Here is a 22,879-nt window from a genome sequence, read left to right as displayed (position 1 = left end):
AAACAATCCGGAAGCCTTACATAAGCTTTTCAATGATTTTTTCAGCGATTTTAATGCCGTCACAAGCCGCAGATGTGATTCCGCCCGCATAGCCCGCACCTTCGCCGGCAGGGTATAGTCCTGCGTGGGAAATACTCTCCAAGGAATCATTATCACGAGTCACGCGCACCGGGCAGCTGGTACGGGATTCAATTCCGTACAATTGAGCGTCCTCGACGACAAAGCCCTTCATGTTGCGATTGAACTTATGCAGGCCTTCCTGAATACGTTTCGTCATATGAGATGGCAGGATTTCATCCAGGCGAATGTTGATAGCACCCGATGGCGAGGAGCCTGCGCGCAGGTTTCGTGGTCCTTTTTTAGAAGGGCCACCCAGGAAGTCCAGTAGATTTTGTGCTGGCAACTCTTTGGTCCCGCCAGCTTCGCGCACAGATTTTAATGCCTGAGTTTCAAGCTGACGACGCAGTTTCATGCCGCCGAAAATGTCATTGCCGAACAGTTTGCCGTGATCAATGGAAACCACGATCGCTGCGTTCGCAAAAGGCGAGTTGCGGTTGTAGTTACTCATCCCGTTGCAAACGATACCGTCCGCTTCCGTACCCGCAGACAATACATAACCACCCGGGCACATACAGAAAGAGTAAACACCAATGCCAGTCTTGTCGTCATGGTCGGCCAGTTTGTAGTTCGCAGCCCCCAATTTTGGATGCTCTGAAAACTGACGGTATTGGATTTTATTAATTTCAGCCTGGGAGTGCTCGATACGCAGACCCATCGCAAAGGATTTACCATCCAAATGCACACCGATGTCGTGAAGATGATTAATCATATCTTCAGCCGAGTGGCCTGTCGCCAGGATCACATGCGGGGATTTAAATTCGGTACCGTGTTCTGTGCGAACGCCGACTGTTTGTTTCCCCTCCATCAGGATCTCAGTCACCTGAGTATCAAAATGGATTTCGCAGCCATTGGCTTTCAGGAATTCACGCAGCTTCGGAATTACCCGGCGAATACGATCCGAACCCACGTGAGGGTTCGAAAGCCATTGAATTTCTGCCGGAGCTCCGAATTGCACCAGACGATTCATAACATAAGGAATGTGCGGGGATTTAATACGCGTGATCAGTTTACCATCAGAGTATAAACCCGCGCCGCCTTCGCCGTAACAAACGTTATTGCGAGTGTCCAGTTTACCGTGGCGCCAGTACTGATTGATGCCCTTCATGCGATTGCCGGAATCAGAACCGCGCTCAAACAATACGCAGGGAACACCGCGCTCGACGAAGCGCAATGCTGCAAACAAACCCGCAGGACCCGTGCCCACGATCAGAGGCTTTTCTTTCGGTGTCGCGATTTTTTCTAAATTGAATTCAGGAATATTAAGAGTTTCGCCTTTTTCAGCGACCTCAACGGAATAAACGAAATGAGGGGAGTGTGCGCGTCGGGCGTCGACGCTTTGTCTCAGGATGCGATAGGGGCCATGTTCTGGCATCATCCACTGAAGTTTTTCTTCCAGGTCCTGATCAATAGGGATTTCGATATTGTTGAATATCTTCGCCATTTTTATACCTCGCGGGCACTTGTTAAGCGCCAAGCCGATGAATTATTTGAGGACCAATGTATAACAGATTGTTCCGCCCGTGACAAAGGGGGTGACGTCGGTTAGATAATTTATATATGTCAGCAATCACTCGTATTTTACCTAAAAGAAGCCTTAGCCGATTTGTCGGAAAACTCATGCACTTTCAAGGGCCTAAATGGTGGGCGAACCTCACGGTCAAAGCCTTTGCCAGCTGGTACAATATCGCCATGGATGAGGCTGAAAAGGCTTATACCGAATACCCAAGTATTGGGGAGTTCTTTATCCGTAAACTAAAACCCGGGATTCGCCCGATCGCTAACACCTGGGCCGTACATCCGGCCGACAGTGTGATCACCCAGGCTCAGACAATTGAGAAGGGAACTCTGATTCAGGCAAAAGGCCATACCTATGAGCTTAAAGAGTTCACCATGGATCCTGATGCCTATAAAAAATGGGATGGCGGGTTCTTTATGACTTACTATCTTTGCCCGACGGACTATCACCGCATGCACTCCCCAGTGGATGGTGGCATCAGCGAGGTTCGCTACATGCCGGGCGAGTTGTGGCCGGTGAACGAATGGTCCACGACAAATGTAAAAGATTTGTTCTCGATCAATGAGCGCGTTCTGGTGGAAATCCAAACGGACATGGGACCTGTGGGAGTGGTTTTTGTTGGAGCCACCAACGTCGGTCACATTGTTTTAAGCTTCGATGAAACAATCCGCGGAAACCAAGCCGGAGTGCCTGAGTATCAACACAAAAAATACTCGCCAGCAATCACGGTCAAGCGCGGAGATGAACTTGGAATGTTCCGCATGGGCTCCACAGTTGTGATGTTGTATCCGCCGTCATTTAATCAAAAATTCAAAGGTCAGTTGAATCTGGGCCCAGCTGTGCGAGTGAACGCTTCGTTGACCCAAAGTTAGTATTAAAAGCGCGAGCCCACATATAGGCCGGCCGCCTGCGAAAAGAACGACATGTCCATAGTGCGCAGATCCACATTCACGGGCTGCGTATGGCCGATGATAGTCATGTACCAAGGGCCCCAGTCGTATCCGACGGCCATCTTCGCCTGCACCCACCAAGTGTATTTTAAATTATCCCAGCGAGTGGTGGTGGTTTCGTAAAGTTGCTTTTGTGGGCCTGCCTGCGCACTGCCAAACATCGCAATGTAAAAACGTTTCCACTGCCACACGTAAGAGGTTCCCAGTCCCAGCGCCATGCTCTGGTAATTTCCTTTCACCAAGGTTGCATCCTCGCCATAATCCGAAGGATTTCCTTGAGGCAAAAAAGGTGTGGGATTTTCAATTTGTACTTGGGAAAGTCCCAGCAATGTGTAAAACGCAAGTCCGTCCGAAGAAGGTTTTTTCCAATTCGGTCCAAAAGCTTCCAAAGCACTGACGCCGTAATAAGCCCACTCGAACTGCGCCTGCACCATGGAAATTTTCAAATCCGGCAATGAGTATTCATCGGTGGTGATGAAGCCATCATTGTTGGCGCTGGCTGTGGGGCCCTGATTGAAACCCTTGTAGCGTTGGTAAATAAATTCAGCACCGAAGCGGCCGTTGAAGTAACGCAACTGATAGTCTTCGGCAGAGGTGGCCACTTTATCGTTCTTGGCAGCCCCGTTGGCAACGTTTGCCTCCAGTGAAATTCGTAAAGGACGATTTGACCAACCCAAGGCAAATCCGGGAGGTGTGTTAGGTTCCAAAGCCACGTTGTGATCATTGCCCGCACCCGAAGTGGTGGCTTTCAAGGTTTTGATGATCATCCCGGCTTGGATGGAGTTTTCGTATTCTTCTTTTTCGATTTTTCTGGGAGTTTTTTCAGAGGGCGTTGTTGCTACAGGAGAAGGTTTTGACTGAGGGCGTGCGCGGCGGCTGGCTTGGGCCGACACCGGGCCTGCGGCAAGGAGAATCAAGGTAAAGGCTGTGAAGAAAAGCGATATCTTAATAAGCAAAAACTCACTCCGTTAAGACCTTATTCTACAAGGTGAGCGGAGTGAGTTTAAAGACAAAATCTGTCAACTGTCGTAACTGGACCAGTCTTTATGCGGGGTATGTGCATTCAGTCAGTGGAGTTTCTGCCACGGAAACGCGGGTTAGGATCGGTAGTACTTTCTTGCCATGATCATAAAGCCATTTTGCCAAGAGCTCAGACGTTGGGTTTTCGAGGCCTGGCACTTCATTCAGTACGCGATGGTCGATCTGCTGAAGGATCGGTTTCATAGCGGCTTGGATGTCGTTATAGTCGATGACCCAACCGACTTTTCCATCCAAGGGGCCTACCAATGTCAGCACGATTTTAAAGCTGTGCCCATGCATGCGAGAACACGGATGGCTTTCTGGCAAATGGGGCAGGAAACGGGCGGATTCAATTTGAAAATGCTGCTTCAGTTCAAAATTCATGTTATGGATATTACCATTAGGGAGAAATATGTCCACGACCACCTTGCATTTGGCCAAACAAAATTTCAAATTTTCAGCCGCGCACTTTCTGATTTTTGATGAAAAGCACGCTGAGAAGCTTCACGGCCATAATTATCAGGTCAAAGTCGACATCAAGGCTCCGGCGGACGAGGCTCAGCATTCCGAGGGCTATTTCATGGACTTTAATGTGTTCAAGAAATACATCAAAGCGGCACTGGATCGTTGGGACGAAATAGTTCTGCTTCCCGAAAAACACCCCGACATGAAGTTCAAGAAAACCGACAAGTCCCTGGAAGTCACATTCCGCGATCGCTTTTATGTTTTCCCATTAAATGAAGTGATTCTTTTGCCGGTCACCAATACCAGCGTGGAAAACCTCTCGCGTCTTCTGGCAGAGGATTTTTATAAGGAATTTGCCAATTACGGTGTGCAAGCTGTGTCTGTGACAGTTGAGGAAACCGCAGGGCAGGGTGCCTCAACAACAGTTCCCCGCTAAGGGCTGAGCAGGCCTGAACTTACTTCCATTGGGGTGAGTTCGCGTACCACCCGGTAACGCCAAAAACAAATTCGTCCACCTTCACTCAGGCGCTGTTGCAGGCGCTCCTCGACCAGATCCGGATTGCCGTCGCAGTCCAAATGGGCAAAGTCCCCAAAAGAATCCACGTGGGTCACATTCCAGGAGTAAGGTGATTTGTCGCGGGATTGGAAGTTTCGGTTCACACCCAGACCCGGGCTCAAGGCGATTCGCGCCACGACGATTTTCTCAAGGTCGGGGTTTTGAATTTGCTCACGGGCGGTCGCGATCGTTTCGCTGTCGTCGAGACCAATAACATAGGAGCCGTTCTCGCTCGGGGACTTGGTCGAAATCATGAAGTACTTTTTGCCTGCATCCACTTCCAGGGGCAGGGGTGTTAAAGCCAGGGGCGGACTTTGTTTAAGTTCATCGCCATAAAAGATTTCACTGTGCAGTCGGCCCGTTGAAGCAATCTCGATGCGGGCAACGCTGCGATTAAAGTTCCACTTTAAGTTTGTAGTGTCATAGTGTGTGCTAATGCGCAGGGATTTTTCTTCGAGCTGAACGCCAGCAAAGTCATAGGATTTTAAGGTCACGTCGATAGACTTCAAGTAAAGGTTTAATAGGGATATTTTGACTGAGGTTTGTCCCGCAGGAAGGTAATGTGTAACTTGAGGTGATGTGACGGAACTAAGTAATATCTTTTGTTCTTCGCAAATCGCCGTGAATTTTAGTACGCCGGCCGTGGCTGCCTTGAGCGAGAAGCCCCGGTCATCCGACAAGAAAGCAGAGCCCGCTATTTTCATTTCAGAATGCGCCTCGATTTCCTGATAACGTTCTTTGACCCCGCCGTTCACATGAACTTGGGTCCACCATTTTTCAGATTCTTGGGATTTGTTTTGCACCAGAATTTTAATGTCTTCACGGGGGCAGAACCCTGGCACATAAAACGTTTCCGCAGCAATGGCTGCGTGGGTGAAAAGCAAGACTCCGATGATGAGGCTCAGTGGTTTGATTTGCATCTAAAATTAGATCGGAGTTAGGGGTCTAAACTTGATCTAACCTATTAAAATCACGACCATTGTCTTCGATTTCGCCTCACGTTTGTGAAAACCATTATCAACTGGTTTTCAATGGTCTGGGTCGGGGGTAAAGAGCTTCCTTTTACGCCTCTAAAAACTTAATTAATAAAGCACCATTTCAGAGGGAAAAGATGACTTTGTTAGATGCCAAATTGAAGCCCGGTCAGACCGTTGAAATCCTAAAGATCGCGGGAGAGGACTCTTTGCGCGAACGCCTTCATGAAATGGGTTTGTCTGCGGGGATGGAAGTCACAATTTTAGGGAGAGCACCTTTTGGTGGTCCGTTGTTGATCCGATTCAAAACCAGTTTTATGGCTCTACGAAGTGAGGAGGCCGCATGCGCCCAAGTAACGCTGAAGCCATAGATTCCACCACAATCAACCGCGAACAACGTGTTGTCGCCTTGGTCGGGGCTCCCAATTCCGGTAAAACAACTCTGTACAACTGGCTGACGGGATCACGTTTTAAAACTGTGAACTATCCAGGTGCCACGGTCGAGTACTCGCTGGGTAAACTTGCGCCTCACTTGGGGCAAGGTGTGTTGGCGATGGATACGCCGGGTACTTACAGTCTGCATCCAAAAAGCGCCGACGAAATCGTAACTATTAAATCCATTTATGAAAATCCTGAATTCGGTGAAGCCACCGGCGTGATTGTGGTTCTGGACGGTACTCAGTTGTCCCGTCACTTACAACTGGCATTGCAGGTGAAAGAAACCGGCTTCCCAATGATCGTGGTTATAACCATGTCGGATCTGCTTCGTCGTGAAGGCATTGAGCTTGATCTGGATTACTTGCGCAAAACTCTGGGCTGTCCAGTTTTGCAATTTGATGGTTTGTTGGCTGGCGGCTTGTTGGAAGTTGTTGCAGAAGTGCAAAAGCTTCCGTTGAATGTGAAGCCTCAGCGTCCGCAGGTTTGGAATTTTGATCTTATGGATCAAAAGATGAAAGAGTGCGATCGCATCGCCAAAGAGGCTCTTTCTCATAAAACTGAAAAACCCGAGGTTCGACTGAACCGCATTGTGGCCACGACCGAGAAGCTGGATCGTGTGCTTTTGCATCCATGGTTTGGTTTGTTGATTTTTATCGCTGTGATGAGCACCCTGTTTTCCTCGATCTTCTGGGCGGCAGCACCGTTCATGGATTGGATCGATGGCGGATTCAGCTTTCTGAATGAATGGGTGGCAGGCTTGGGGCCTGGGACATTGTGGGCTGACTTCCTGGCAAACGGCGTGGTTTCCAGTTTCGCAGCTTTCATGGTTTTCGTGCCGCAGATTTTTATTTTGTTTTTGGGAATTGGATTGCTGGAAAGCTCTGGTTATCTGGCCCGTGCAGCGACCTTGATTGATCGTCCGTTTTCAGCGCTGGGCATGAGTGGTCGTTCGTTTGTTCCGATTTTGTCAGGTTTTGCTTGTGCGATTCCGGCCATTATCGCGACTCGCAATATCTCCTCCAGTCGGGATCGTTGGATTACGTCCTTCATCATTCCACTGATGACGTGTTCTGCGCGTCTTCCGGTGTATGCGTTGTTGATTGCCTTCCTGTTTCACGGGGAGTCTCCGTGGCTCGCGGGATTGACTCTGGCCTTGCTTTATCTGGGCTCTATCATTGTCGGTGGAATCGCTGCCGGAATTGTGAATAAGTTTCTGCCTAAAAAAGACAGCTCCTACTTTATGATGGAGCTGCCGATTTATCGCCGTCCGAAGATGCGTGTTCTTATGCATCATGCAACGACACGCACTTTGAATTATGTGAAGCGCGCAGGGCCGATTATTTTCGTCTTTGCGGTAATCATTTGGTTTGGAACGAACTTCCCGAATTACCAAATGGAAGACGCCCATCAAAAGCTTGAGCAGTCCTACGTAGGGCAGTTGGGAAAAGTGATTGAGCCCGTGGTGCATCCGATGGGTGTGGATTGGCGTGTGGGCGTGGGGATGATCTCTGCCTTCGCAGCCCGTGAGGTGTTTGTTTCTTCATTGGCAGTGACTTTTAATATTACCGATGAAAACGAAGACTCCATGCAGGATTCCCTGCTGACTCAGATGAGTACGGCAGTGAACAGTGCCGGAGAGAAAATATTTACAGTCAGCAGTTCCATTGGCTTGATGATCTTCTTTATGATCGCTCTACAATGTATGACAACTGTTGCCGTGCAAATGCGCGAAAGTGGTTCTGCCAAAATGGCCATCGGACAACTGATTGTATTTAACCTTGCTGCCTATGTGTTAGTCGTTATTGTCGTTCAAGGGTTGCGCGCTCTCGGAGTTCCGTAACTATTAAAACTCTGCCTGTTGTGTGCCTTGTTGGTGCGCAACAGGTACAGAACGTCTTGTCAAAATCTAAAATTGCGCTATCTTTTAGATATGAAAAAATCAAATCTACTTCTGTGTGCACTTGTTTTTTGTATGTTCGGTTGTTCTACGTTGAAGCCAAAGGTGAACGAGGCGGATATCAATGCGGAAGCGGCCAAGTCCTATGCTGAAATCAAGGCCAAATCAAAAATGTCCACCAATAAAGAATGGACAGCGATGGTTCAGCGAGTGGCGGATCGTATCGCTAAAGCTTCAGGAGAAAACTTCCAATGGGAAGTGGTCTTGATTGAAAGTCCCGAAGTAAATGCCTGGTGCATGCCGGGTGGTAAAATGGCCGTTTACACCGGCATCATGCCGGTTCTAAAAACGGAAGGTGCGCTGGCTGCCGTCATGGGGCATGAGGTTGCGCATGCGACCCTTCGTCACGGTATGGAAGGTTATATTCGTGCAAAACAACAAAGCTATGCCGGTGTGATTATCGCTGGCGCCTCGATTATCGGTGGACAGATGCTTTGTAAAACTGATGACTGTCGCCGCATGAGTGCTTTGGGTGGGGTTGCTGCAGGCTTTGCGTTGACCTTCCTGGAAAGAAAATTCAGCCGTGGTGATGAAACAGCGGCGGACAAGCAGGGGCAGATCTATATGGCGAAAGCAGGCTATGATCCAGCCGAAAATCTGCAGTTGTGGGATCGTATGAATGCCGCACAAAAAGGATCTGCACCGCCGGAATTCATGTCAACACATCCGTCTGATAAAACCCGTAAAGGTAATTTGAATAACTGGTTAGCAGAAGCTGAGGCCGTTTACGCGCAATCGCCGCAGAAGTACGGCACGGGTGCCGTCATCCGCTAGAGTCTTTGATATAAGTCTGTGAAGTGTTTCAAGGTGTTGGGCCAATTGTGATTATGCAGGGCCCAGTCACGGCCTTTGTCGCCATGCTTTTTCGCTTTATCCGGATTCTTTAAATAATAGCGAATGCAATCAGCCAGGGCCTGACCGGAGCGTGGTTCTGCCAGGATACCGCGCTCAGTACCGCCGACTTGCTCAGGTGTGCCGCCCGCATTGGTGCCAATCACAGCTTTTCCCATCATCATCGCATCAATCACACTCAATGAATAGGTCTCGTTATAGGAAGCCAAAGAGAACACATCCAAGGCGTCGATGTAGGGAATGTATTCGCGCTGAAAAGGAATCTGCTGCAAGTGTCCCTGCAAGCGACCGCTGGAAGAGCGGGCCTGAATCCATTCATAAAGTGCCTGGGATTCTTCTTCGTAAGTGGTTTCGCCACTTTCATTGTGACCCACGATGGTGCGATCCCCAATGATCCAGATTTGCACTTTCTTAAGTTCCTCATCTGACAGATAGTCCAAAGCCTCAGCCAGCTCGCGCACACCTTTTTGGGCGTCAATACGGCAAAGTGTGCCGATCACCATCTGGTCCGCTTGCACGCCATATTGAGCGCGAATAGCGTCACGCTTCTCCGGGTGAGGAATGAATTTTTCGGTGTCCCGGCCATAGCGAATCAGTTTTAACTTTTTCGGATCAATCGGGAAATTCTTTTTAACGTCCTTCAGAATGTCTTCTGAGGAGCTGCATAAAGCATCCACGCGCTTAAAAAGAGCGCGATGAACGAAGTCCCTTTTGGGAAGGGCATTCATATACAGATTATAAATATGTCGTACGTCCTGATTAAACCAGCGAGCCAGGCACGTGGACCACATGTCCAGACGTGTGTGCGAGTGCAGGTGAGTGATCCCGTGCTCACGCATTGCCTTGTGAATAAGTTTTGCTTTCGCAAGTTTGGAGAGTTTTGCTTGAGAAACGGGGAGTACGCGAACGCCTGCAGACCGCAGCTCCTTGATGATCCGGGAATCCTCAAAGCACAACACCCATTGGTCTACCGAGGTTTTTTGCAATTTGCAAATCAGCTCTGTGGAGTAGAGTTCAAGTCCACCCCAGGAAAATGAATGTATAACGTGCAAAAGACGAATCGGTTTCATGGCAGAGCTCTTTACTTACAGGTTTTTGTAAAACGCGTGCACTTTATCCAAAACGAAAGAAACTTCTTCTTTGGTCAGATCTGCATACATCGGCATGCGCAGCAGGCGATTAGCCAAATCATCAGTGACCTTCATAGTACCCACCACGCGACCGAATTTCACTCCCGCAGGAGCGGAATGCAAAGGCACATAGTGAGTCGTTGACTGGATTTCATTTTCTTTCAAATAAGCCCACAGTTTCCCGCGTTCTTCCGGTGATTTGCAAATGAAGTAGTAAATATGCGCATTGCCCTGGCAGTCAGCCGGTACATGCATGCGAGTCAAATGACCCTGTTTTTCCAGATCGGCAAAGCCTTGATGATATTGATTCCAGTGAGCCAGACGCTGTGCCGTGATTTTTTCGCCATCCTCAAGCTGCGCATACAGGAAAGCCACCGCCAATTCTGATTGCAGGTAAGATGATCCCTTGTCCTGCCAGGTGTATTTATCCACTTGGCCGTTTAAGAACTGCTGACGGTTGGTACCCTTGTCGCGCACAACTTCGGCGCGGGCTACAAAGCGCTTGTCATTGATGACCAAAGCTCCGCCTTCACCGCATACGATATTTTTGGTTTCATGGAAGCTGTAAGCGGCCATGTGCCCCCAGGCTCCTGTGGGTTTTCCCTTATAAGAGGAGAAGATCGCCTGTGCGGCATCCGCCACCACGATGAAACCGTGCTTTTCAGATAAGGCCATGATGCGATCCATTTCGCAGGCAACACCAGCGTAGTGAACCGGCATTACCACTTTGGTTTTTGCGGTGATGGCTTTTTCCATGGCATCAACATCCATATTCAAAGTCTTAGGATCGACATCCACGAAAACGGGTGTAGCTCCATAGAGTGCGATCACGTTGGCCGTGGAAGTAAATGTAAATGAAGGCAGAATCACTTCGTCGCCAGGACCGATGTCGGTCAAAACCATGGCCATCTCCAAAGCGGATGTACAGCTGGGAGTGATGACGGCCATTTCACATTTCAGATGATTTTTAAACCATTCTACGACTTTTTTATTGAAAGCGCCTTCGCCGGAAAGTTTGCGATTGGCAATGGCTTGCGCGATGTATTTTTCTTCGTTGTGACTATGTGGGGGCAGATTAAATGGAATTTTCATGCCCCACAATATTAGTACTAATTCTAAACGGACGGCAACCGATTAAAAGCCGTCCGTGGTGCCTACTTTTCGCGGACCATCGTCATCAAAAGGAATCATGTCAGCTGCGGTGCTGCTCTGCGCCTTTTTTGCGACAACCGGAGTAGCTGCTTTAGTGGCATGTTTCTGAGCAGGCTTTGCCTTGAATTCCACCACATTGTTCGCCGTTTTCTGAGGACGCGCATCGAAGCGGGATTGCGGCTCGGATTGTTCATCTTGGGCGCCGGTGACAACCTGATTCAGGCTATCCACCAGACGACGCATCAGTTCCGCTTGCGCCGAAATCTCTTCAGAAGAGGCTGCGATTTCTTCAGACGAAGCTGCATTGCCTTGAACGCTGGCATCCAGTTGATTCATGGCCTGGGAGATCTGGGAAATACCTGTGGTTTGCTCTGTGCTTGCCGCAGAAATTTCATTATTCAGATCAGAGACCTTTTTAACTGATGTCACGATAGTGTTTAGAACTTCAGCAGAGCGGTCGGCGACTTTGGCACCGTTTTCCACTTGCCCAACGCTCTCCTTGATTAATGAGGAGATGTCTTTTGCTGCCACAGCTGAACGTTGTGCCAGGGCACGAACGGCCTCGGCCACCACGGCGAAACCTTTGCCTTGTTCTCCGGCGCGGGCGGCTTCAACAGCCGCATTCAATGCCAAAAGATTCGTTTGGAAGGCGATATCATCGATCACACCAATGATCTCTTCGATCTTTTTAGAAGACTGAGAGATGCCTTGCATGGATTGAATAAGTGCGGCCATTTCTTTTTGACCGTCTTCGGCAGAGTCTTTTGATGTTTGCGACAATGTGGCTGCCTGTTGGGCGTTGTCGGAATTCATTTTGACCATGGAAGACATTTCCTCCAGAGACGCAACAGTTTCCTCAAGTGAGGCTGCAGATTCAGTGGAAGCCGTGGAGAGTGTTTGCCCTGCCATGGAAAGCTGTGCAATCGCTGATACAACCTGACCGCCGGATTCTGTCAACTTCGTCGCAATATTACTGACAGTGTTGGAAACACGGTAGGCGATCCACATTAGAATACCAAAAAGGGCAAAGGCACTGAATGCGGAAATTAAGATCAACATTTGAGTGAGCGCTTTGCGATCCTTCATTTGTTGTTCGTTTTGTGCGGCTGCTTGTTCCTGGTAGTGTTTGAAGTTCTTTTCAGACATCTTTTGAACTTCCTGAGCCATGATGTGCCACTCGCCACCATTTAAAGAGGTGCGGGCTTTTTCATCATCTTCGGGAGTTTGTTTTGTCAGCAAGCCCATCAAAGTTTCAGTGGTTGCATAGAACTTGTCTTTGTTGGATTTTACGCCTGAATAATTTTTTGTTTCAGTTTCATCAAAAGGAGTTTTTTCGTAGTATGCTTGCGCCTCTTTAAAGTCATCCCACGCAGCGATTGTTTTTTTGATAAACACTTCGCGCGAAGGGCCATGGGTGCCAAGTGATGCCCAGAAGAAGTAGCCCACGCGTGCCCTTTGCATCGCAAGCTGTCCTAGTGAATCCATATTGGGAACCATGTCTGTGTATGCGGAGTTCAACATCGTTCCCAATTTATTGGTACTGTTGAGTGCGATAACAGTGATCACTGCAAATGCGGCAACAGGCAAAAATGCTGAGAACAACAATTTTCCACGCAAACCACGAAACCAAGATTTCAAATTATTCATAAACTAGGCTCTCCATCGATACTTCTTTATCGAATTTTTACGGGATTCACTTAACTCGTGTTTTTGTGAGACGAAGGATTCGGACCTTGGTGGTGCGGCGTGACTAACAAAAGTTACTGCCGTGCGACAGGACTAAAGTTTTATATTTGTAATTGTCCCCAAAGTAAGGGTAGCATTTTTTTCAACGTCTAGACTCAAGGAGGGGAGTAGTCATGACAAATAAGGTATTGCTACGCGGTTTGGCTGCAGTTGCATTGATCGCAACAGTTGGTTTCACGACTCAGCATTCACATTCAGAAGGTTGCCACGGATTCGTTCCTGAAAACAGCATGTACATTCCAGTTGGTATGTTTGCTACAGGTGGTATTACTCAAGAACAATTTAACGATGTGATGGATCGTATCGAAAAGATCTACACTCCAGAAGTTGAAGCAGCTGGCGATAAGCTACGCGTTAATCGCTTGTGGACTGATGGAACTGTAAATGCGTCTGCGCAACGTTCTGGTAACACACGCATCCTTAATATGTACGGCGGTTTGGCTCGTCACCAAGCAATTGGTTACGAAGGTATGGCTTTGGTTGCCTGCCACGAAATGGGTCACCACAATGCTGGCGCTCCAAAAATTGACAGCTGGTACGGTGGTTCATGGGCGTCTAACGAAGGTGCTTCTGACTATTTCGCATCTTTGAAATGTCTACGTTTGTTGTTCGCACAAGACGACAACGCAGCTATCGTTTCTACTATGACAATTCACCCAACTGCTAAAGCTGGTTGTGAAGCTCAATACAGCAACATCAACGATCAGTTGATCTGCATGAGAATCACTGAAGCTGGTCAACAAGTTGCAAACTTGTTCGCGGCTCTTGGTAAAGATAAAGTTCCAGCGCAATTCGATACTCCAGATAAAACTGTAGTTCGTCGCACTGACAACGCTCACCCGAAAACTCAATGCCGCTTGGATACATACTTCCAAGGTGCCTTGTGCCCGGTTGCGATTGGCGACAAATTGTCTGACACTGACTACAAAGCGGGTTCTTGCTATAGCCCACGCGATGCAGTTGGTACACGTCCACTTTGCTGGTTCGCACCAAACTAGTTGTTAAATACAACTTAGTTAAACGAAGCCGATGTTCTTGTAACATCGGCTTTTTTTATTTCTTTCATTGAGTTCATAGGCAGAGCTGCTAGCCTTTTGATATGAACAAAAAGAAGATTCTTCCAGTCGTAGTCATTCTTATTCTTCTCGTCGCAGCCTTTCTGATTCGCCAATATTTATTTGCCAATAGTTTTCGTTATGCGGGAACAGTCGAAGTCACAAAAGTCGATATTCCAGCCCGTGTGCAGGCGGTGATTGACTCGCTTCCGGTCAAGGAAGGCATGGTTGTCGAAAAAGGACAAAAGATCATGTCCTTGTCCTGCGAGGAGTTGAAAATCAGTTATAATCTGGCTCTGAGCACCTTTAATCGCAGTGCCAGTCTTTACCGTGGCGGAAATATTTCCGCAGAAGCCTATGATCAGTCCCGCAGTAAAAAAGACGATCTACAAACCAGAGTGTCGTGGTGTGAGGTCGTTTCTCCACTTAAGGGCACAGTGCTGACCAAGTATTTTGAGGAAGGCGAGATGGTGAATCCCGGAGCAAAGCTTGTCACCGTCGGGAATCTGGAAGAGGTCTATGCTTACTTCTATCTTCCCCATGACGAGATCGCTTCTTTGAAATTAGAACAGAAAGTTGAAGCCACGCTGCCGGAGATGGATAACAAATCCTTTCCAGGCAATATTGAATTTATTAATCCCGACGCGGAGTTCACGCCTAAAAATGTTCAGACTCGCGAAGAAAGAACGCGCCTGGTTTACGGCGTAAAAATCAGATTTGCAAATCCCGATGGCATCCTTAAGCCGGGAATGACTCTGGAATGGAAATAGTCGTCCGCGAACTTTTTAAAAGAATGAAAAAGGTGGAGGCATTAAAGGGCCTCACCATGCAGTTCGCCGATGGCAAAGTTCACGGAATTATCGGCCCCGAAGGTGCTGGTAAAACCACATTAATGCGACACCTGATGGGTTTGCTGAAAGCCGATCAGGGATCAATTCAGTATTTCAAGGAAGGCCGGGAGCAGAACTTTACTGATGTTCGCCGGGGACTGGCATATATGCCGCAGACACAAAGTCTATATGGTGAGCTGAGTATCCACGAGCATCTGGAGTTCTTTAAAACTTTGTATGGCCTTCAGGATGCAGACTACAAAATCCGCCGGCAAAAGTTGCTGGAGATGACTCGTCTGGATCGATTTCAGGATCGCCTGGCTTCGCAGTTATCCGGTGGAATGTATAAAAAACTGGGTTTGATCTGTGCGCTGCTGGCCTCACCTGAGGTTTTATTTTTGGATGAGCCCACCAATGGCGTGGACCCATTAAGTCGTCGTGATTTCTGGAAGCTATTGTATGAGTTTCGCGAACAGGAAAATATCACGATATTGGTTACGACCTCGTACATGGATGAAGCCCTTAAGTGCGAGGACGTTCATCTGCTTTTTGATGGGAAGACGTTGCTGGAGGGATCTCCAGATGAAATTCTAAAAAAAGAAAAATGTGAAACCTTTGATGAGGTTTTCCTGCGCTATGACTCCTCGCTGGATACCCAGGCGGAGGTGTTGTGAGTTCATCAGTCGAGGTGAAAGACCTGTCTGTTAAGTTTGGAGAATTCTACGCGGTAAAAAATGTTTCCTTCGCCGTGAGCCCAGGGGAGATCTTTGGATTCTTAGGGGCGAATGGAGCCGGGAAGACCACCACTATTCGTGTGCTGTGCGGGTTGTTGGTTCCGTCCGAAGGTGACGCCCATGTGTGTGGAATTGATGTGCGCAGCAAAGCCCTGGATGTGAAAAAGATCGTGGGCTATATGTCGCAAAAGTTCACTCTTTACGATGATATGACCGTGGCTGAAAACCTGTCGTTCACGGCGTCTTTGCGCAAACTGGATGACGCGCATTTCAAAGCGCAAAAAGAAAAGCTTCTGCATTTTATCAAGTTTCAACGCAGCGAAAGCACCATGGTTCGGGATTTACCCGGGGGAATTAAGCAACAAGTCAGTCTGGTCGCGTCCGTCCTCCATGATCCTCAGGTGGTTTTTCTTGATGAACCCACGGCTGGGGTCAGTCCTGCATTCCGTCAGCGTTTTTGGAGTCTGATCCGTGAACTTGCCGCCGAGGGTAAAACGGTTTTCGTGACAACTCACTACATGGACGAGGCCGAGCAGTGCGGGCGCATTGCTTTGATGAAGGACGGTCAGTTGATCGCATTGGATTCACCACTACAATTAAAGAAACACTCCTTCCCGCATAAAAACCCCAAGCACGTGAGCCTTGAGGATGTCTTCATTGCTCAGGTTGAAGGCGGTGCTTCGTGAAAATGAAGGGGTCTGTGTGGGCCGTGGCCGTAAAAGAAGTTTTTCAGATTGTCCGTGATCCATTCACAATGGCCGTGGCGATCGTGATGCCGCTGGTGATGGTGCTTTTTTTTGGTTTCGCGATTGAATTCAACATGGATAAAATTCCCCTGGCCATATTTGATGGCAGTAAGACGACAGAATCACGAGTCTTGATTGATTCCTTTGTCAGTTCAAAATATTTTATTCCTAAATCTGTCTACAGTCCGGCTCATGCCATTGAAACTTTGGATGGGGGACTTTCCAAAACTGCTTTGATTATCAAGCCAGAATTTGCGCGCGATCTCATGCCTTATCGTCAGGCCAAGGTGCAGATCCTGATAGACGGCGCGGATAATTCATCTGCGGCTTCCGTGGTCGGCTACTTAGCGGGCGTGCAGCAGCTGGCTATGACCAGACTGTTTCCGGAGATGACTTTTAGAATGCCGGTCGAAATTCATTCACGGTTTTTGTTCAATCCCGAATTGAACAGTCAATGGTTTGTGGTGCCAGGGCTCGCGGCCGTGATCATTGCTGTACTTTCCATTCTTTTAACCGCATTGACTGTCGCCCGAGAGTGGGAGAACGGCTCCATGGAGTTGCTCTTGGGCACTCCTGTTCGGCCCTTTGATATTATTCTTGGTAAGCTTTTGCCGTATGCGGTGATGGGTGTGATTTCTATTGTCTTTGTATTTATGATGTCAAAGCTGGTTTTCAATGTGCCATTTCGGGGAAGCTTTATTCTTTACATGCTGTCGGCTTTGATTTTTCTGTGCACTTATCTGGCGCAGGGTTTGCTGATATCGGTGCTGACCCGCAGTCAGCAGTTGAGTATGCAGTTTGCGATGCTATCGGGGCTTTTGCCTTCCATGCTCCTATCCGGATTTATTTTTCCGACCGAGCATATGCCGCCGTTTTTTTATTATTTCACCATGATACTGCCAGCCCGTTGGTTTATTGAAATCAGTCGCCAGTTGTTTTTGCAGGGCAGTGGTTTTATGCAGATTCTGCCGTCCTTTGGAATGCTCTGTTTACTGCTGTTGGTGCTGCTGGGGATTGCGACCAAAAAATTTAAAAAGGATGTGGAACCGTGAAGACACTTTGGGGTTTCATGAAAAAAGAAATGCGCCAGACTCTGCGCGATCCGCGTATGCGGATTTTGCTGTTTCTTGCTCCCTGTATCCAGCTCACCATTTTCGCCACCGCTCTTTCGACGGAGGCACGTAACATAAGACTTAGTGTGTTTGGTTCCCCCACGGATTCCGCCTTGATGAATTTGTACCGGGATTGTCTGGCGTCAGGATGGTTTATTCCGGCCAAGGTGAGCTCTTCCGATCCGTTCACGCAAGTGCAAGGGGGCGAGGCTGATGCGGTCCTGGTGGCGCCCGAGGGCGGTTTGGATAAGAGTATTGGGCGTGGTGAGGGGAAGTTGCAGCTTTTGATTAACGCGACCAATGTCACCCGCGGGCAGAGCATTGAACGCTACGTGAATACTATCCAGCTTAAACGCTCACAAAGCGACATCCAGATTCAAATGCCTTTGCAGTTTGACGTGCGGGTTCTTTACAACCCGGCGATGCGAACGGCTTTGTTTTTGGTGCCCGGAGTGATGAGTATGCTTGTGTGTTTGATCACAGTTCTCCTGACCAGCATGTCTATTACCAAGGAAAAGGAACTGGGGACCTTTGAAACCCTGATCGCCGCACCTGTGGAGCCCGAGGAAGTGATCATGGGTAAGACCATTCCTTATGTGTTGCTGGGGATGAGCAATATTCCTTTGATTCTGGCGGTGGCGGTCTTTGTCTTTGGGGTTCCGATGCGTGGCAATTTACTGGTATTGATGTTTGCTTCGATGATGTTTGTGTTTTGTACGGTGGGCATCGGTTTGTTGATTTCGACGCTGGCAAAAAATCAGCAGCAATCAATGATGGGTGGTTTTTTATTTTTGCTGCCCGCGATGTTGCTTTCAGGGCTCGCGTTTCCGATTGAGAACATGCCCTGGGCGATGCGGGTGTTTTCTTACTTCAATCCCATCACGTACTATATTGATCTGCTTAGAAATATAATGTTGAAGGGTGGCGACACGAGTTTGATTTTATTCAATGTTTTGATTCTGGCAGCCATGGCCATTGCGGCTATCGGATTTAGCTGGCAGCGCTTTAAAACGACGCTCTAATAAAAAAAGGCAGACTTTTAAGGCCTGCCTTTTTGTTTCACTATTTAGTGGTGGTGATGGCCTTCTTCTTTTTTCTCTTCTTTTTTAGTCTCTTTCGTCAAGCGACTGATCACCGGGAAATTCACAGTTTGTTCTTTATCGTTAACCATCAACTTGATGGCGATAGTTTGCTTTTCTTCAACTGGTTTGGTTGCATCGAAAAGCATGATGTGGTTGCCACCTGGTTTTAGTTCCAAAGTTTGACCTGCAGGGATTTTGTACATTTCCATTTTAGACATCGTCATGCGACCGTTCTTTTCAGAGGACTCATGCAACTCAACTGCTTTAAATGGTTTTGCTTCAACAACTTTAACTGTCACTTCGTTTTTGGAAGTGTTTTTAATAGTGCCAAAACCCGCTGTCGTGTTCGTACCTTTTAGTGGAACGAATACATGGGGATTGGAAATTTCAATGTCCGCTGCCAATGCTGCAGAGGAAACCAAAACCATCACGGCTGACAAGATCATAGACTTCATAGATTCTCCTTGATTTTTTCAATAATAGATTCTGCGGAACGGGGGTTGGGCAAAGTATCCAGTACAATGCCTTTTTGATTCAAGAAATAAATACGGTCGGTGTGGGAGATCGAATACCCCAGATACGACTTCGGATCTTTCTCTTCGATATAGGATGCGGCAAACTGATGAACCGCGGTGTCGATGTTTTCTTTGGTGCCACTAAGACCCACGAAAGAAGGATCAAACTGTTGGGCGTATACTGCCACGTTTGCCGGGGTGTCGTTGGCAACATCGACGCTGACGAAAATCAGACGGATCTTCTGGCGTTCCTGGTCAGTCAGTGATTTCATGGCCTGGCTGGCGTAAGTCAACGCCATCGGGCAGACATCGGGGCACTTGGCGTAGCCAAAATAAAGCAGGTTTAATTTTTTAGCGTCGTCCGAGAACTTCCAGGAAGTGCCGTTGTAGTTGGCTTGAAAGTCTCCGCCCAATTCGGGTTGCAGATTTTGATAGTAGTTCAGCGCAAACAACAAGCCGACGGCCAGTGCGGCAGATATAATCGATGCAATAAGAATGTGCTTTTTTATAAGAGCCCCCAGAATGCTATGAGTTAAACTTATAGCACCCGGGGAGTCACGAACCAACGCAACAAAACGCTGCTGTTTTGCTAGTTAACGTTGCTGAAGGCTTCTAAATAGGGAGCTGGCAGGCGACGTGTGAGTTCCGGAATCGTTTGGATATCTTTGCGCACAGCTTTGCGGAACTCAGCAAAAATCTCCGGCATTGCATTTAGGGAGCGTCCCAAGTCGTGACGAACAACGTGGGTGGCTTTGACCAAAGGAATGTCCCTGAAAAATGAATTTACAAAATCCATTTTGCTCATGTGCTGGTATTCAGCCGAAAACTTCACGTGAAAGGGAATGTCGCGACTGAAAGGTACCAGCCATGTGGCTGCGAAAATTCCTTTTGGCGCCTGTCCATAGAGTGCTGCAAACAGAACCTCTTTGACGGACTCGCGAACGGCGTTCTCCGGTTGCAGTCGCACTGGGTCCAGCGGATTGCTGTCGATATGCAAGTGTCCATCTCCACGAGTCATCCAGACATCCCCGTAGGAGTTGGCCACCGGAAGACCGATTTCGCGACCCGTGCGCAAATCCATGCTTTCATTATCATGCAAAAGCATCGTGACCAGATCGCCGCGATTTTTCTTTAGCAAGCCCTTGAAGTTCTCTTTTCCCCACATCGCCGTTTGCACACGTGGTACGCGCACATGTCCTGAAGAGAAAGCATCCGTCAGATAGTGATCAGCGAAAGCATTCAGAATCATGGCCTGTTGATACAGTTGCAGACTTTTTTGTGGGGCGGAGTCGCGAAGTTCAAAAGACTTCAAGGCCTTGTCTATCGCCTCCTGGTGGTAGCGTACATAGTCTTTCATGTTGTACCAACCAAAGTGATTGTAGTTTTTCGTTACAACACCCAGATATCTTGGCATCGAAAAGAATGTCGCAATACTGTTGCAGGTTTTTGGTTTGTTGCCGTGAATTTCTGCATGCGTGCACTTGATGACGTGTTTGATGCCTTTGCGTTTGTCAGCATAAAGCTCACTGGGACCATTGTAAAAGTCAGCGGCCATAAGTATTTCGCCGTAAGCAAAATTAATTTTTCCATCGCCACGCGGGATATTTGAAATCGGACAATCCGCTTTGCTGATACCCAAATCACGACATGCATTCAATGCGCCGCTTTCACCCAGGGACAGATGCTCACTGCCTGCCCACATAATTTCTACGATCTGATTTTCAGTGCTGTGATCATGAGCTTGTGCTGGCGGCAGCAAAGCCGTCATAGAAGCGGAGAATACCAGACCTGTCATCCAAAAGCCGATTTTCATAACGTCCTACCTTTTGAAAGATGTAGGTAGAAGATCGGCTTTTCAGAGGAGGGGATAAAATTTTGGGGTAAAAATTAGACTTAGAGCTAAAAGACCTTCGAACAGCTCATCGGCATCATGCGCACCTTTTGTTCGACAACGCGCTTAAGAATGCGGGAGCCCAGTTCGTTCTCCATCAGTTCCGGATGAAACTGCAACAGCAGGCCACGACCGTTTTTGAATTCCGTGGCCTCAGTTACGCCGTCCGCAGCTGTGGCAGCCAATTCCAGCATTCCGCCGGGCTTGAATTGAACGGCCTGATGGTGAAGGGAGTTAACAAAAAGTTTATTTGAATCCGCCGGCAAAAGTGACGCTAAGATTCCGTGTGAAGTTTTTTTAACTTCGATGTCATGCCAGTCATCGCCATGAGGCAGCTCTGGTCCCACTTGAATTGGCACGTCCTGTATCATTTTGTAACCCAGGGCTACGGAGGAGATTTGCGATCCTCTGCAGACTCCCAGTAAGAAGCCGCGTTCGCTTGCAACATAATTCTTGATCAGCGAAATCTCGAATTGATCGCGAGTGGGGATGGTGTTGCGAGCGTGATAGTTTTCTTTTTTATAGAAGGACGGATCCACGTCATCTCCACCCATTGCAATGAGTAGCGGAAACTGGGCAGAGATTTTCTCAAATAGAATTCTGGTTTCACTTAATGTCAGCCCCAGATCTGCGCTGATTGGCAGTATGTAGGACTGGTGACCGGCTCTGGTAAGAAGTTTTTTAAAGTTATGAACCCGCGCTGAATCGGGACCGTAATCTTTTGGAAGATTTGCGATCAGCAATGCACGAGTTTCACGATCGCCTTTCAGGAGCTCAAATTTTCCCGCAGCCGTGGTGGGGCGCTGTCCTTTGAACAGCTCCATCAGATCTGGTTTGTGTTCAAGATTCTGAAGATATCTTTCAGCCGCCGCCTCAGGAGTTTCTCCGGATTTTACCGGCAAAATCAAAGGGGCTATGGCTTGGGAACGGGGAATCCATTGATAAAGCTGAATGTCTGCAGCATGACTGGCGGCAGAGGATAGAATACCCCAAAAAATAATTAGAAAAAGTCGGACGTTTTTCATCACTTGCGTATGATTCAAATAAAGTACCAGATGGAGCGGGCTTCGGAATCAATAGAATTGAGATAACGTCGGATGAGTGTCTCACTTTGAGACGGTGGCGCAGAAACGTCGTTCACTGTAAAAAAAAAAGACCGGGTGCACTCCCGGTCTTTTGGAATCAAAAAAATTAGAGGCTGTTAAAACATACCTGGTTTTGCACCATTCGATTTTTGTACGAACGGGTAATGCCAAGGCAACGGCTTTGCGTTTTCCTCAGCCACACTTGATGGTGTACGTGGCTCTTCCTGGACCGGAACATAAGCACATGCGCCCATACCCAACATTGCTAGTACTAGTGTCATCTTTGATGTGAATTTCAACATACTGAACTCCTTGGTGTGGGTTCCTTTTAGGAACCGATGACTACCTATCGGAGTATTTCAGGACTTTAGAAGTGTAAAATGGGAAAAAATCAAACTTTCCGTGATTAGAAACACTATCGTCCCACTTGGAGACAACAACCAGAAAAAGTATCGTGAAATCAGGCCAGGGAGGTTCTGATGACAACGCTTGGATTGTACATTCATCTGGAAGCAAAACCGGGACGGGAATTTGAACTCGAAAACTTTCTAAGGGATGCATTGCCTTTTGTGCAAGAAGAGATGGGAACCACCGTGTGGTTCGCCTGCAGAATCGGACCTTCAACCTTTGCAATCTTTGATGCCTTTGCAGACGAATACGCTCGTCGTGCGCATCTGGAGGGTAAAGTGGCAGCAGCATTGATTGCGCGGGCACCGGATCTTCTGGCAAGACCTCCGATTGTGGAGCGACTGGATGTGCTGGCGGATAAAATCCCGGGTTCCATGACTTCCACAGAAGATCAGGATCTGGAGCGCCCGGACGCGGACTACCGCAGTCATCTGTGACGGAATGATGTGACGTAATGTGAAGATGCAACACTTTTCCTATAGCGAAGGTCGGGAATTGAATCTCTGAACGCCGCTGCCAGCAAGGGTTTGGTAGTCTGTCATAAA

The 22,879-nt window shown here is 48.1% G+C and carries 24 protein-coding genes; 12 read left to right on the top strand and 12 right to left on the bottom strand.

Translation table 11 applies throughout. The features are described from left to right. Nucleotides 1-16: 16 nt before the first annotated feature. Nucleotides 17-1,561 (bottom strand): NAD(P)/FAD-dependent oxidoreductase, encoded by a 1,545-nt coding sequence (locus ACLVWR_RS16255; protein WP_413581648.1) that lies wholly within the window; start codon nt 1,559-1,561, stop codon nt 17-19. Between the two features lie 116 nt (nt 1,562-1,677). On the opposite strand from ACLVWR_RS16255, the gene asd reads away from it, so the two are divergent. Further along, nucleotides 1,678-2,508, top strand: coding sequence for an archaetidylserine decarboxylase (gene asd / locus ACLVWR_RS16250; protein WP_413581647.1), 831 nt, complete (start codon nt 1,678-1,680; stop codon nt 2,506-2,508). A gap of 2 nt (nt 2,509-2,510) precedes the next feature. Here the strand turns inward: asd and ACLVWR_RS16245 are convergent, their stop codons facing one another. Beyond that, nucleotides 2,511-3,542, bottom strand: a complete 1,032-nt coding sequence (locus tag ACLVWR_RS16245) for a DUF4421 family protein (RefSeq protein WP_413581646.1) — start codon at nt 3,540-3,542, stop codon at nt 2,511-2,513. 88 nt (nt 3,543-3,630) lie between these two features. After that, entirely contained in the window at nt 3,631-3,990 is a 360-nt protein-coding gene (gene queD, locus ACLVWR_RS16240; protein WP_413581645.1) for a 6-carboxytetrahydropterin synthase QueD, read from the bottom strand. A gap of 28 nt (nt 3,991-4,018) precedes the next feature. Between queD and ACLVWR_RS16235 the strand changes: the two genes are divergently transcribed. Next, nucleotides 4,019-4,507 carry a 6-pyruvoyl trahydropterin synthase family protein gene (locus ACLVWR_RS16235; RefSeq protein WP_413581644.1) on the top strand — a complete coding sequence of 163 codons (489 nt, stop codon included), beginning with the start codon at nt 4,019-4,021 and terminating at the stop codon, nt 4,505-4,507. On the opposite strand, the gene ACLVWR_RS16230 is transcribed toward ACLVWR_RS16235, so the two are convergent. Further along, on the bottom strand, nt 4,504-5,547 hold the full coding sequence (locus tag ACLVWR_RS16230) for a hypothetical protein (protein ID WP_413581643.1): 1,044 nt from the start codon (nt 5,545-5,547) through the stop codon (nt 4,504-4,506). The two genes, ACLVWR_RS16235 and ACLVWR_RS16230, sit on opposite strands and share 4 nt — an antisense overlap. A gap of 191 nt (nt 5,548-5,738) precedes the next feature. Between ACLVWR_RS16230 and ACLVWR_RS16225 the strand changes: the two genes are divergently transcribed. The 3 genes from ACLVWR_RS16225 to ACLVWR_RS16215 all read left to right on the top strand — a co-directional run bounded on the left by ACLVWR_RS16225 (nt 5,739) and on the right by ACLVWR_RS16215 (nt 8,770). Next, a complete protein-coding gene (locus ACLVWR_RS16225) occupies nt 5,739-5,972 on the top strand; it encodes a FeoA family protein (RefSeq protein WP_340597281.1) in 234 nt (77 codons plus the stop codon). Then, on the top strand, nt 5,945-7,879 hold the full coding sequence (gene feoB, locus ACLVWR_RS16220; protein WP_413581642.1) for a ferrous iron transporter B: 1,935 nt from the start codon (nt 5,945-5,947) through the stop codon (nt 7,877-7,879). Before ACLVWR_RS16225 ends, feoB begins: the two co-directional genes overlap by 28 nt. Before the next feature lie 162 nt (nt 7,880-8,041). Next, complete coding sequence (locus tag ACLVWR_RS16215; RefSeq protein ID WP_413581641.1) at nt 8,042-8,770, top strand: M48 family metallopeptidase; 729 nt, start codon at nt 8,042-8,044, stop codon at nt 8,768-8,770. On the opposite strand, the gene ACLVWR_RS16210 is transcribed toward ACLVWR_RS16215, so the two are convergent. From ACLVWR_RS16210 to ACLVWR_RS16200, 3 genes are read right to left on the bottom strand one after another with little or no spacing between them, the layout of a single operon-like run. Continuing rightward, nucleotides 8,767-9,918, bottom strand: a complete 1,152-nt coding sequence (locus ACLVWR_RS16210) for a glycosyltransferase family 4 protein (RefSeq protein WP_413581640.1) — start codon at nt 9,916-9,918, stop codon at nt 8,767-8,769. The two genes, ACLVWR_RS16215 and ACLVWR_RS16210, sit on opposite strands and share 4 nt — an antisense overlap. Nucleotides 9,919-9,933: 15 nt before the next feature. Further along, nucleotides 9,934-11,070, bottom strand: coding sequence for a dTDP-4-amino-4,6-dideoxygalactose transaminase (rffA, locus tag ACLVWR_RS16205; protein WP_413581639.1), 1,137 nt, complete (start codon nt 11,068-11,070; stop codon nt 9,934-9,936). Between the two features lie 42 nt (nt 11,071-11,112). Continuing rightward, nucleotides 11,113-12,777: a methyl-accepting chemotaxis protein gene (locus ACLVWR_RS16200; RefSeq protein WP_413581638.1), complete on the bottom strand. Its 1,665-nt coding sequence runs from the start codon at nt 12,775-12,777 to the stop codon at nt 11,113-11,115. Nucleotides 12,778-12,989: 212 nt separating this feature from the next. On the opposite strand from ACLVWR_RS16200, the gene ACLVWR_RS16195 reads away from it, so the two are divergent. The 6 genes from ACLVWR_RS16195 (at nt 12,990) to ACLVWR_RS16170 (ending at nt 18,375) form a co-directional block, all read left to right on the top strand. Then, the gene (locus tag ACLVWR_RS16195) at nt 12,990-13,874 is read left to right on the top strand and encodes a hypothetical protein (RefSeq protein ID WP_340597287.1); all 885 of its coding nucleotides are present in this window, start codon (nt 12,990-12,992) and stop codon (nt 13,872-13,874) included. A 101-nt stretch (nt 13,875-13,975) separates the two neighbouring features. Then, complete coding sequence (locus ACLVWR_RS16190; RefSeq protein ID WP_413581637.1) at nt 13,976-14,701, top strand: efflux RND transporter periplasmic adaptor subunit; 726 nt, start codon at nt 13,976-13,978, stop codon at nt 14,699-14,701. Then, nucleotides 14,692-15,435, top strand: coding sequence for an ABC transporter ATP-binding protein (locus ACLVWR_RS16185; protein ID WP_413581636.1), 744 nt, complete (start codon nt 14,692-14,694; stop codon nt 15,433-15,435). Before ACLVWR_RS16190 ends, ACLVWR_RS16185 begins: the two co-directional genes overlap by 10 nt. Next, the gene (locus ACLVWR_RS16180) at nt 15,432-16,181 is read left to right on the top strand and encodes an ABC transporter ATP-binding protein (protein ID WP_413581635.1); all 750 of its coding nucleotides are present in this window, start codon (nt 15,432-15,434) and stop codon (nt 16,179-16,181) included. Before ACLVWR_RS16185 ends, ACLVWR_RS16180 begins: the two co-directional genes overlap by 4 nt. A 68-nt stretch (nt 16,182-16,249) precedes the next feature. After that, nucleotides 16,250-17,293, top strand: a complete 1,044-nt coding sequence (locus ACLVWR_RS16175; protein ID WP_413581634.1) for an ABC transporter permease — start codon at nt 16,250-16,252, stop codon at nt 17,291-17,293. Continuing rightward, the gene (locus tag ACLVWR_RS16170; RefSeq protein WP_413581633.1) at nt 17,290-18,375 is read left to right on the top strand and encodes an ABC transporter permease; all 1,086 of its coding nucleotides are present in this window, start codon (nt 17,290-17,292) and stop codon (nt 18,373-18,375) included. The genes ACLVWR_RS16175 and ACLVWR_RS16170 overlap by 4 nt, the downstream gene beginning before the upstream one ends. Before the next feature lie 44 nt (nt 18,376-18,419). Here ACLVWR_RS16170 and ACLVWR_RS16165 read toward each other — a convergent pair whose 3' ends face one another. From ACLVWR_RS16165 to ACLVWR_RS16145, 5 genes are all read right to left on the bottom strand, one after another. Further along, the gene (locus tag ACLVWR_RS16165; RefSeq protein ID WP_413581632.1) at nt 18,420-18,890 is read right to left on the bottom strand and encodes a copper chaperone PCu(A)C; all 471 of its coding nucleotides are present in this window, start codon (nt 18,888-18,890) and stop codon (nt 18,420-18,422) included. Then, nucleotides 18,887-19,516, bottom strand: a complete 630-nt coding sequence (locus ACLVWR_RS16160; protein ID WP_413581631.1) for an SCO family protein — start codon at nt 19,514-19,516, stop codon at nt 18,887-18,889. The genes ACLVWR_RS16165 and ACLVWR_RS16160 overlap by 4 nt, the downstream gene beginning before the upstream one ends. Nucleotides 19,517-19,539: 23 nt before the next feature. Beyond that, the gene (locus tag ACLVWR_RS16155; RefSeq protein WP_413581630.1) at nt 19,540-20,763 is read right to left on the bottom strand and encodes a hypothetical protein; all 1,224 of its coding nucleotides are present in this window, start codon (nt 20,761-20,763) and stop codon (nt 19,540-19,542) included. Between the two features lie 86 nt (nt 20,764-20,849). Next, entirely contained in the window at nt 20,850-21,866 is a 1,017-nt protein-coding gene (locus tag ACLVWR_RS16150; protein ID WP_413581629.1) for a gamma-glutamyl-gamma-aminobutyrate hydrolase family protein, read from the bottom strand. A gap of 176 nt (nt 21,867-22,042) precedes the next feature. Further along, the gene (locus ACLVWR_RS16145; protein WP_413581628.1) at nt 22,043-22,228 is read right to left on the bottom strand and encodes a hypothetical protein; all 186 of its coding nucleotides are present in this window, start codon (nt 22,226-22,228) and stop codon (nt 22,043-22,045) included. Between the two features lie 177 nt (nt 22,229-22,405). Between ACLVWR_RS16145 and ACLVWR_RS16140 the strand changes: the two genes are divergently transcribed. Next, complete coding sequence (locus ACLVWR_RS16140; protein WP_340597296.1) at nt 22,406-22,771, top strand: antibiotic biosynthesis monooxygenase; 366 nt, start codon at nt 22,406-22,408, stop codon at nt 22,769-22,771. Nucleotides 22,772-22,879 lie beyond the last annotated feature (108 nt).

This window comes from Bdellovibrio sp. HCB288, assembly GCF_047305935.1.
Lineage (GTDB): Bacteria > Bdellovibrionota > Bdellovibrionia > Bdellovibrionales > Bdellovibrionaceae > Bdellovibrio.
The sequence above is the reverse complement of the archived record's forward strand: the minus strand, read 5'-3'. Positions and strand labels throughout refer to the sequence as shown.

Bases quoted from the DNA above. Each gene is read 5' to 3' on its own strand.
- ACLVWR_RS16255 (WP_413581648.1), bottom strand. From the start codon at position 1,561: ATGGCGAAGATATTCAACAATATCGAAATCCCTATTGATCAGGACCTG.
- asd (WP_413581647.1), top strand. From the start codon at position 1,678: ATGTCAGCAATCACTCGTATTTTACCTAAAAGAAGCCTTAGCCGATTT.
- queD (WP_413581645.1), bottom strand. From the start codon at position 3,990: ATGAATTTTGAACTGAAGCAGCATTTTCAAATTGAATCCGCCCGTTTC.
- ACLVWR_RS16235 (WP_413581644.1), top strand. From the start codon at position 4,019: ATGTCCACGACCACCTTGCATTTGGCCAAACAAAATTTCAAATTTTCA.
- ACLVWR_RS16230 (WP_413581643.1), bottom strand. From the start codon at position 5,547: ATGCAAATCAAACCACTGAGCCTCATCATCGGAGTCTTGCTTTTCACC.
- ACLVWR_RS16225 (WP_340597281.1), top strand. From the start codon at position 5,739: ATGACTTTGTTAGATGCCAAATTGAAGCCCGGTCAGACCGTTGAAATC.
- feoB (WP_413581642.1), top strand. From the start codon at position 5,945: ATGCGCCCAAGTAACGCTGAAGCCATAGATTCCACCACAATCAACCGC.
- ACLVWR_RS16210 (WP_413581640.1), bottom strand. From the start codon at position 9,918: ATGAAACCGATTCGTCTTTTGCACGTTATACATTCATTTTCCTGGGGT.
- rffA (WP_413581639.1), bottom strand. From the start codon at position 11,070: ATGAAAATTCCATTTAATCTGCCCCCACATAGTCACAACGAAGAAAAA.
- ACLVWR_RS16200 (WP_413581638.1), bottom strand. From the start codon at position 12,777: ATGAATAATTTGAAATCTTGGTTTCGTGGTTTGCGTGGAAAATTGTTG.
- ACLVWR_RS16195 (WP_340597287.1), top strand. From the start codon at position 12,990: ATGACAAATAAGGTATTGCTACGCGGTTTGGCTGCAGTTGCATTGATC.
- ACLVWR_RS16190 (WP_413581637.1), top strand. From the start codon at position 13,976: ATGAACAAAAAGAAGATTCTTCCAGTCGTAGTCATTCTTATTCTTCTC.
- ACLVWR_RS16185 (WP_413581636.1), top strand. From the start codon at position 14,692: ATGGAAATAGTCGTCCGCGAACTTTTTAAAAGAATGAAAAAGGTGGAG.
- ACLVWR_RS16175 (WP_413581634.1), top strand. From the start codon at position 16,250: ATGGCCGTGGCGATCGTGATGCCGCTGGTGATGGTGCTTTTTTTTGGT.
- ACLVWR_RS16165 (WP_413581632.1), bottom strand. From the start codon at position 18,890: ATGAAGTCTATGATCTTGTCAGCCGTGATGGTTTTGGTTTCCTCTGCA.
- ACLVWR_RS16155 (WP_413581630.1), bottom strand. From the start codon at position 20,763: ATGAAAATCGGCTTTTGGATGACAGGTCTGGTATTCTCCGCTTCTATG.
- ACLVWR_RS16150 (WP_413581629.1), bottom strand. From the start codon at position 21,866: ATGAAAAACGTCCGACTTTTTCTAATTATTTTTTGGGGTATTCTATCC.
- ACLVWR_RS16145 (WP_413581628.1), bottom strand. From the start codon at position 22,228: ATGTTGAAATTCACATCAAAGATGACACTAGTACTAGCAATGTTGGGT.
- ACLVWR_RS16140 (WP_340597296.1), top strand. From the start codon at position 22,406: ATGACAACGCTTGGATTGTACATTCATCTGGAAGCAAAACCGGGACGG.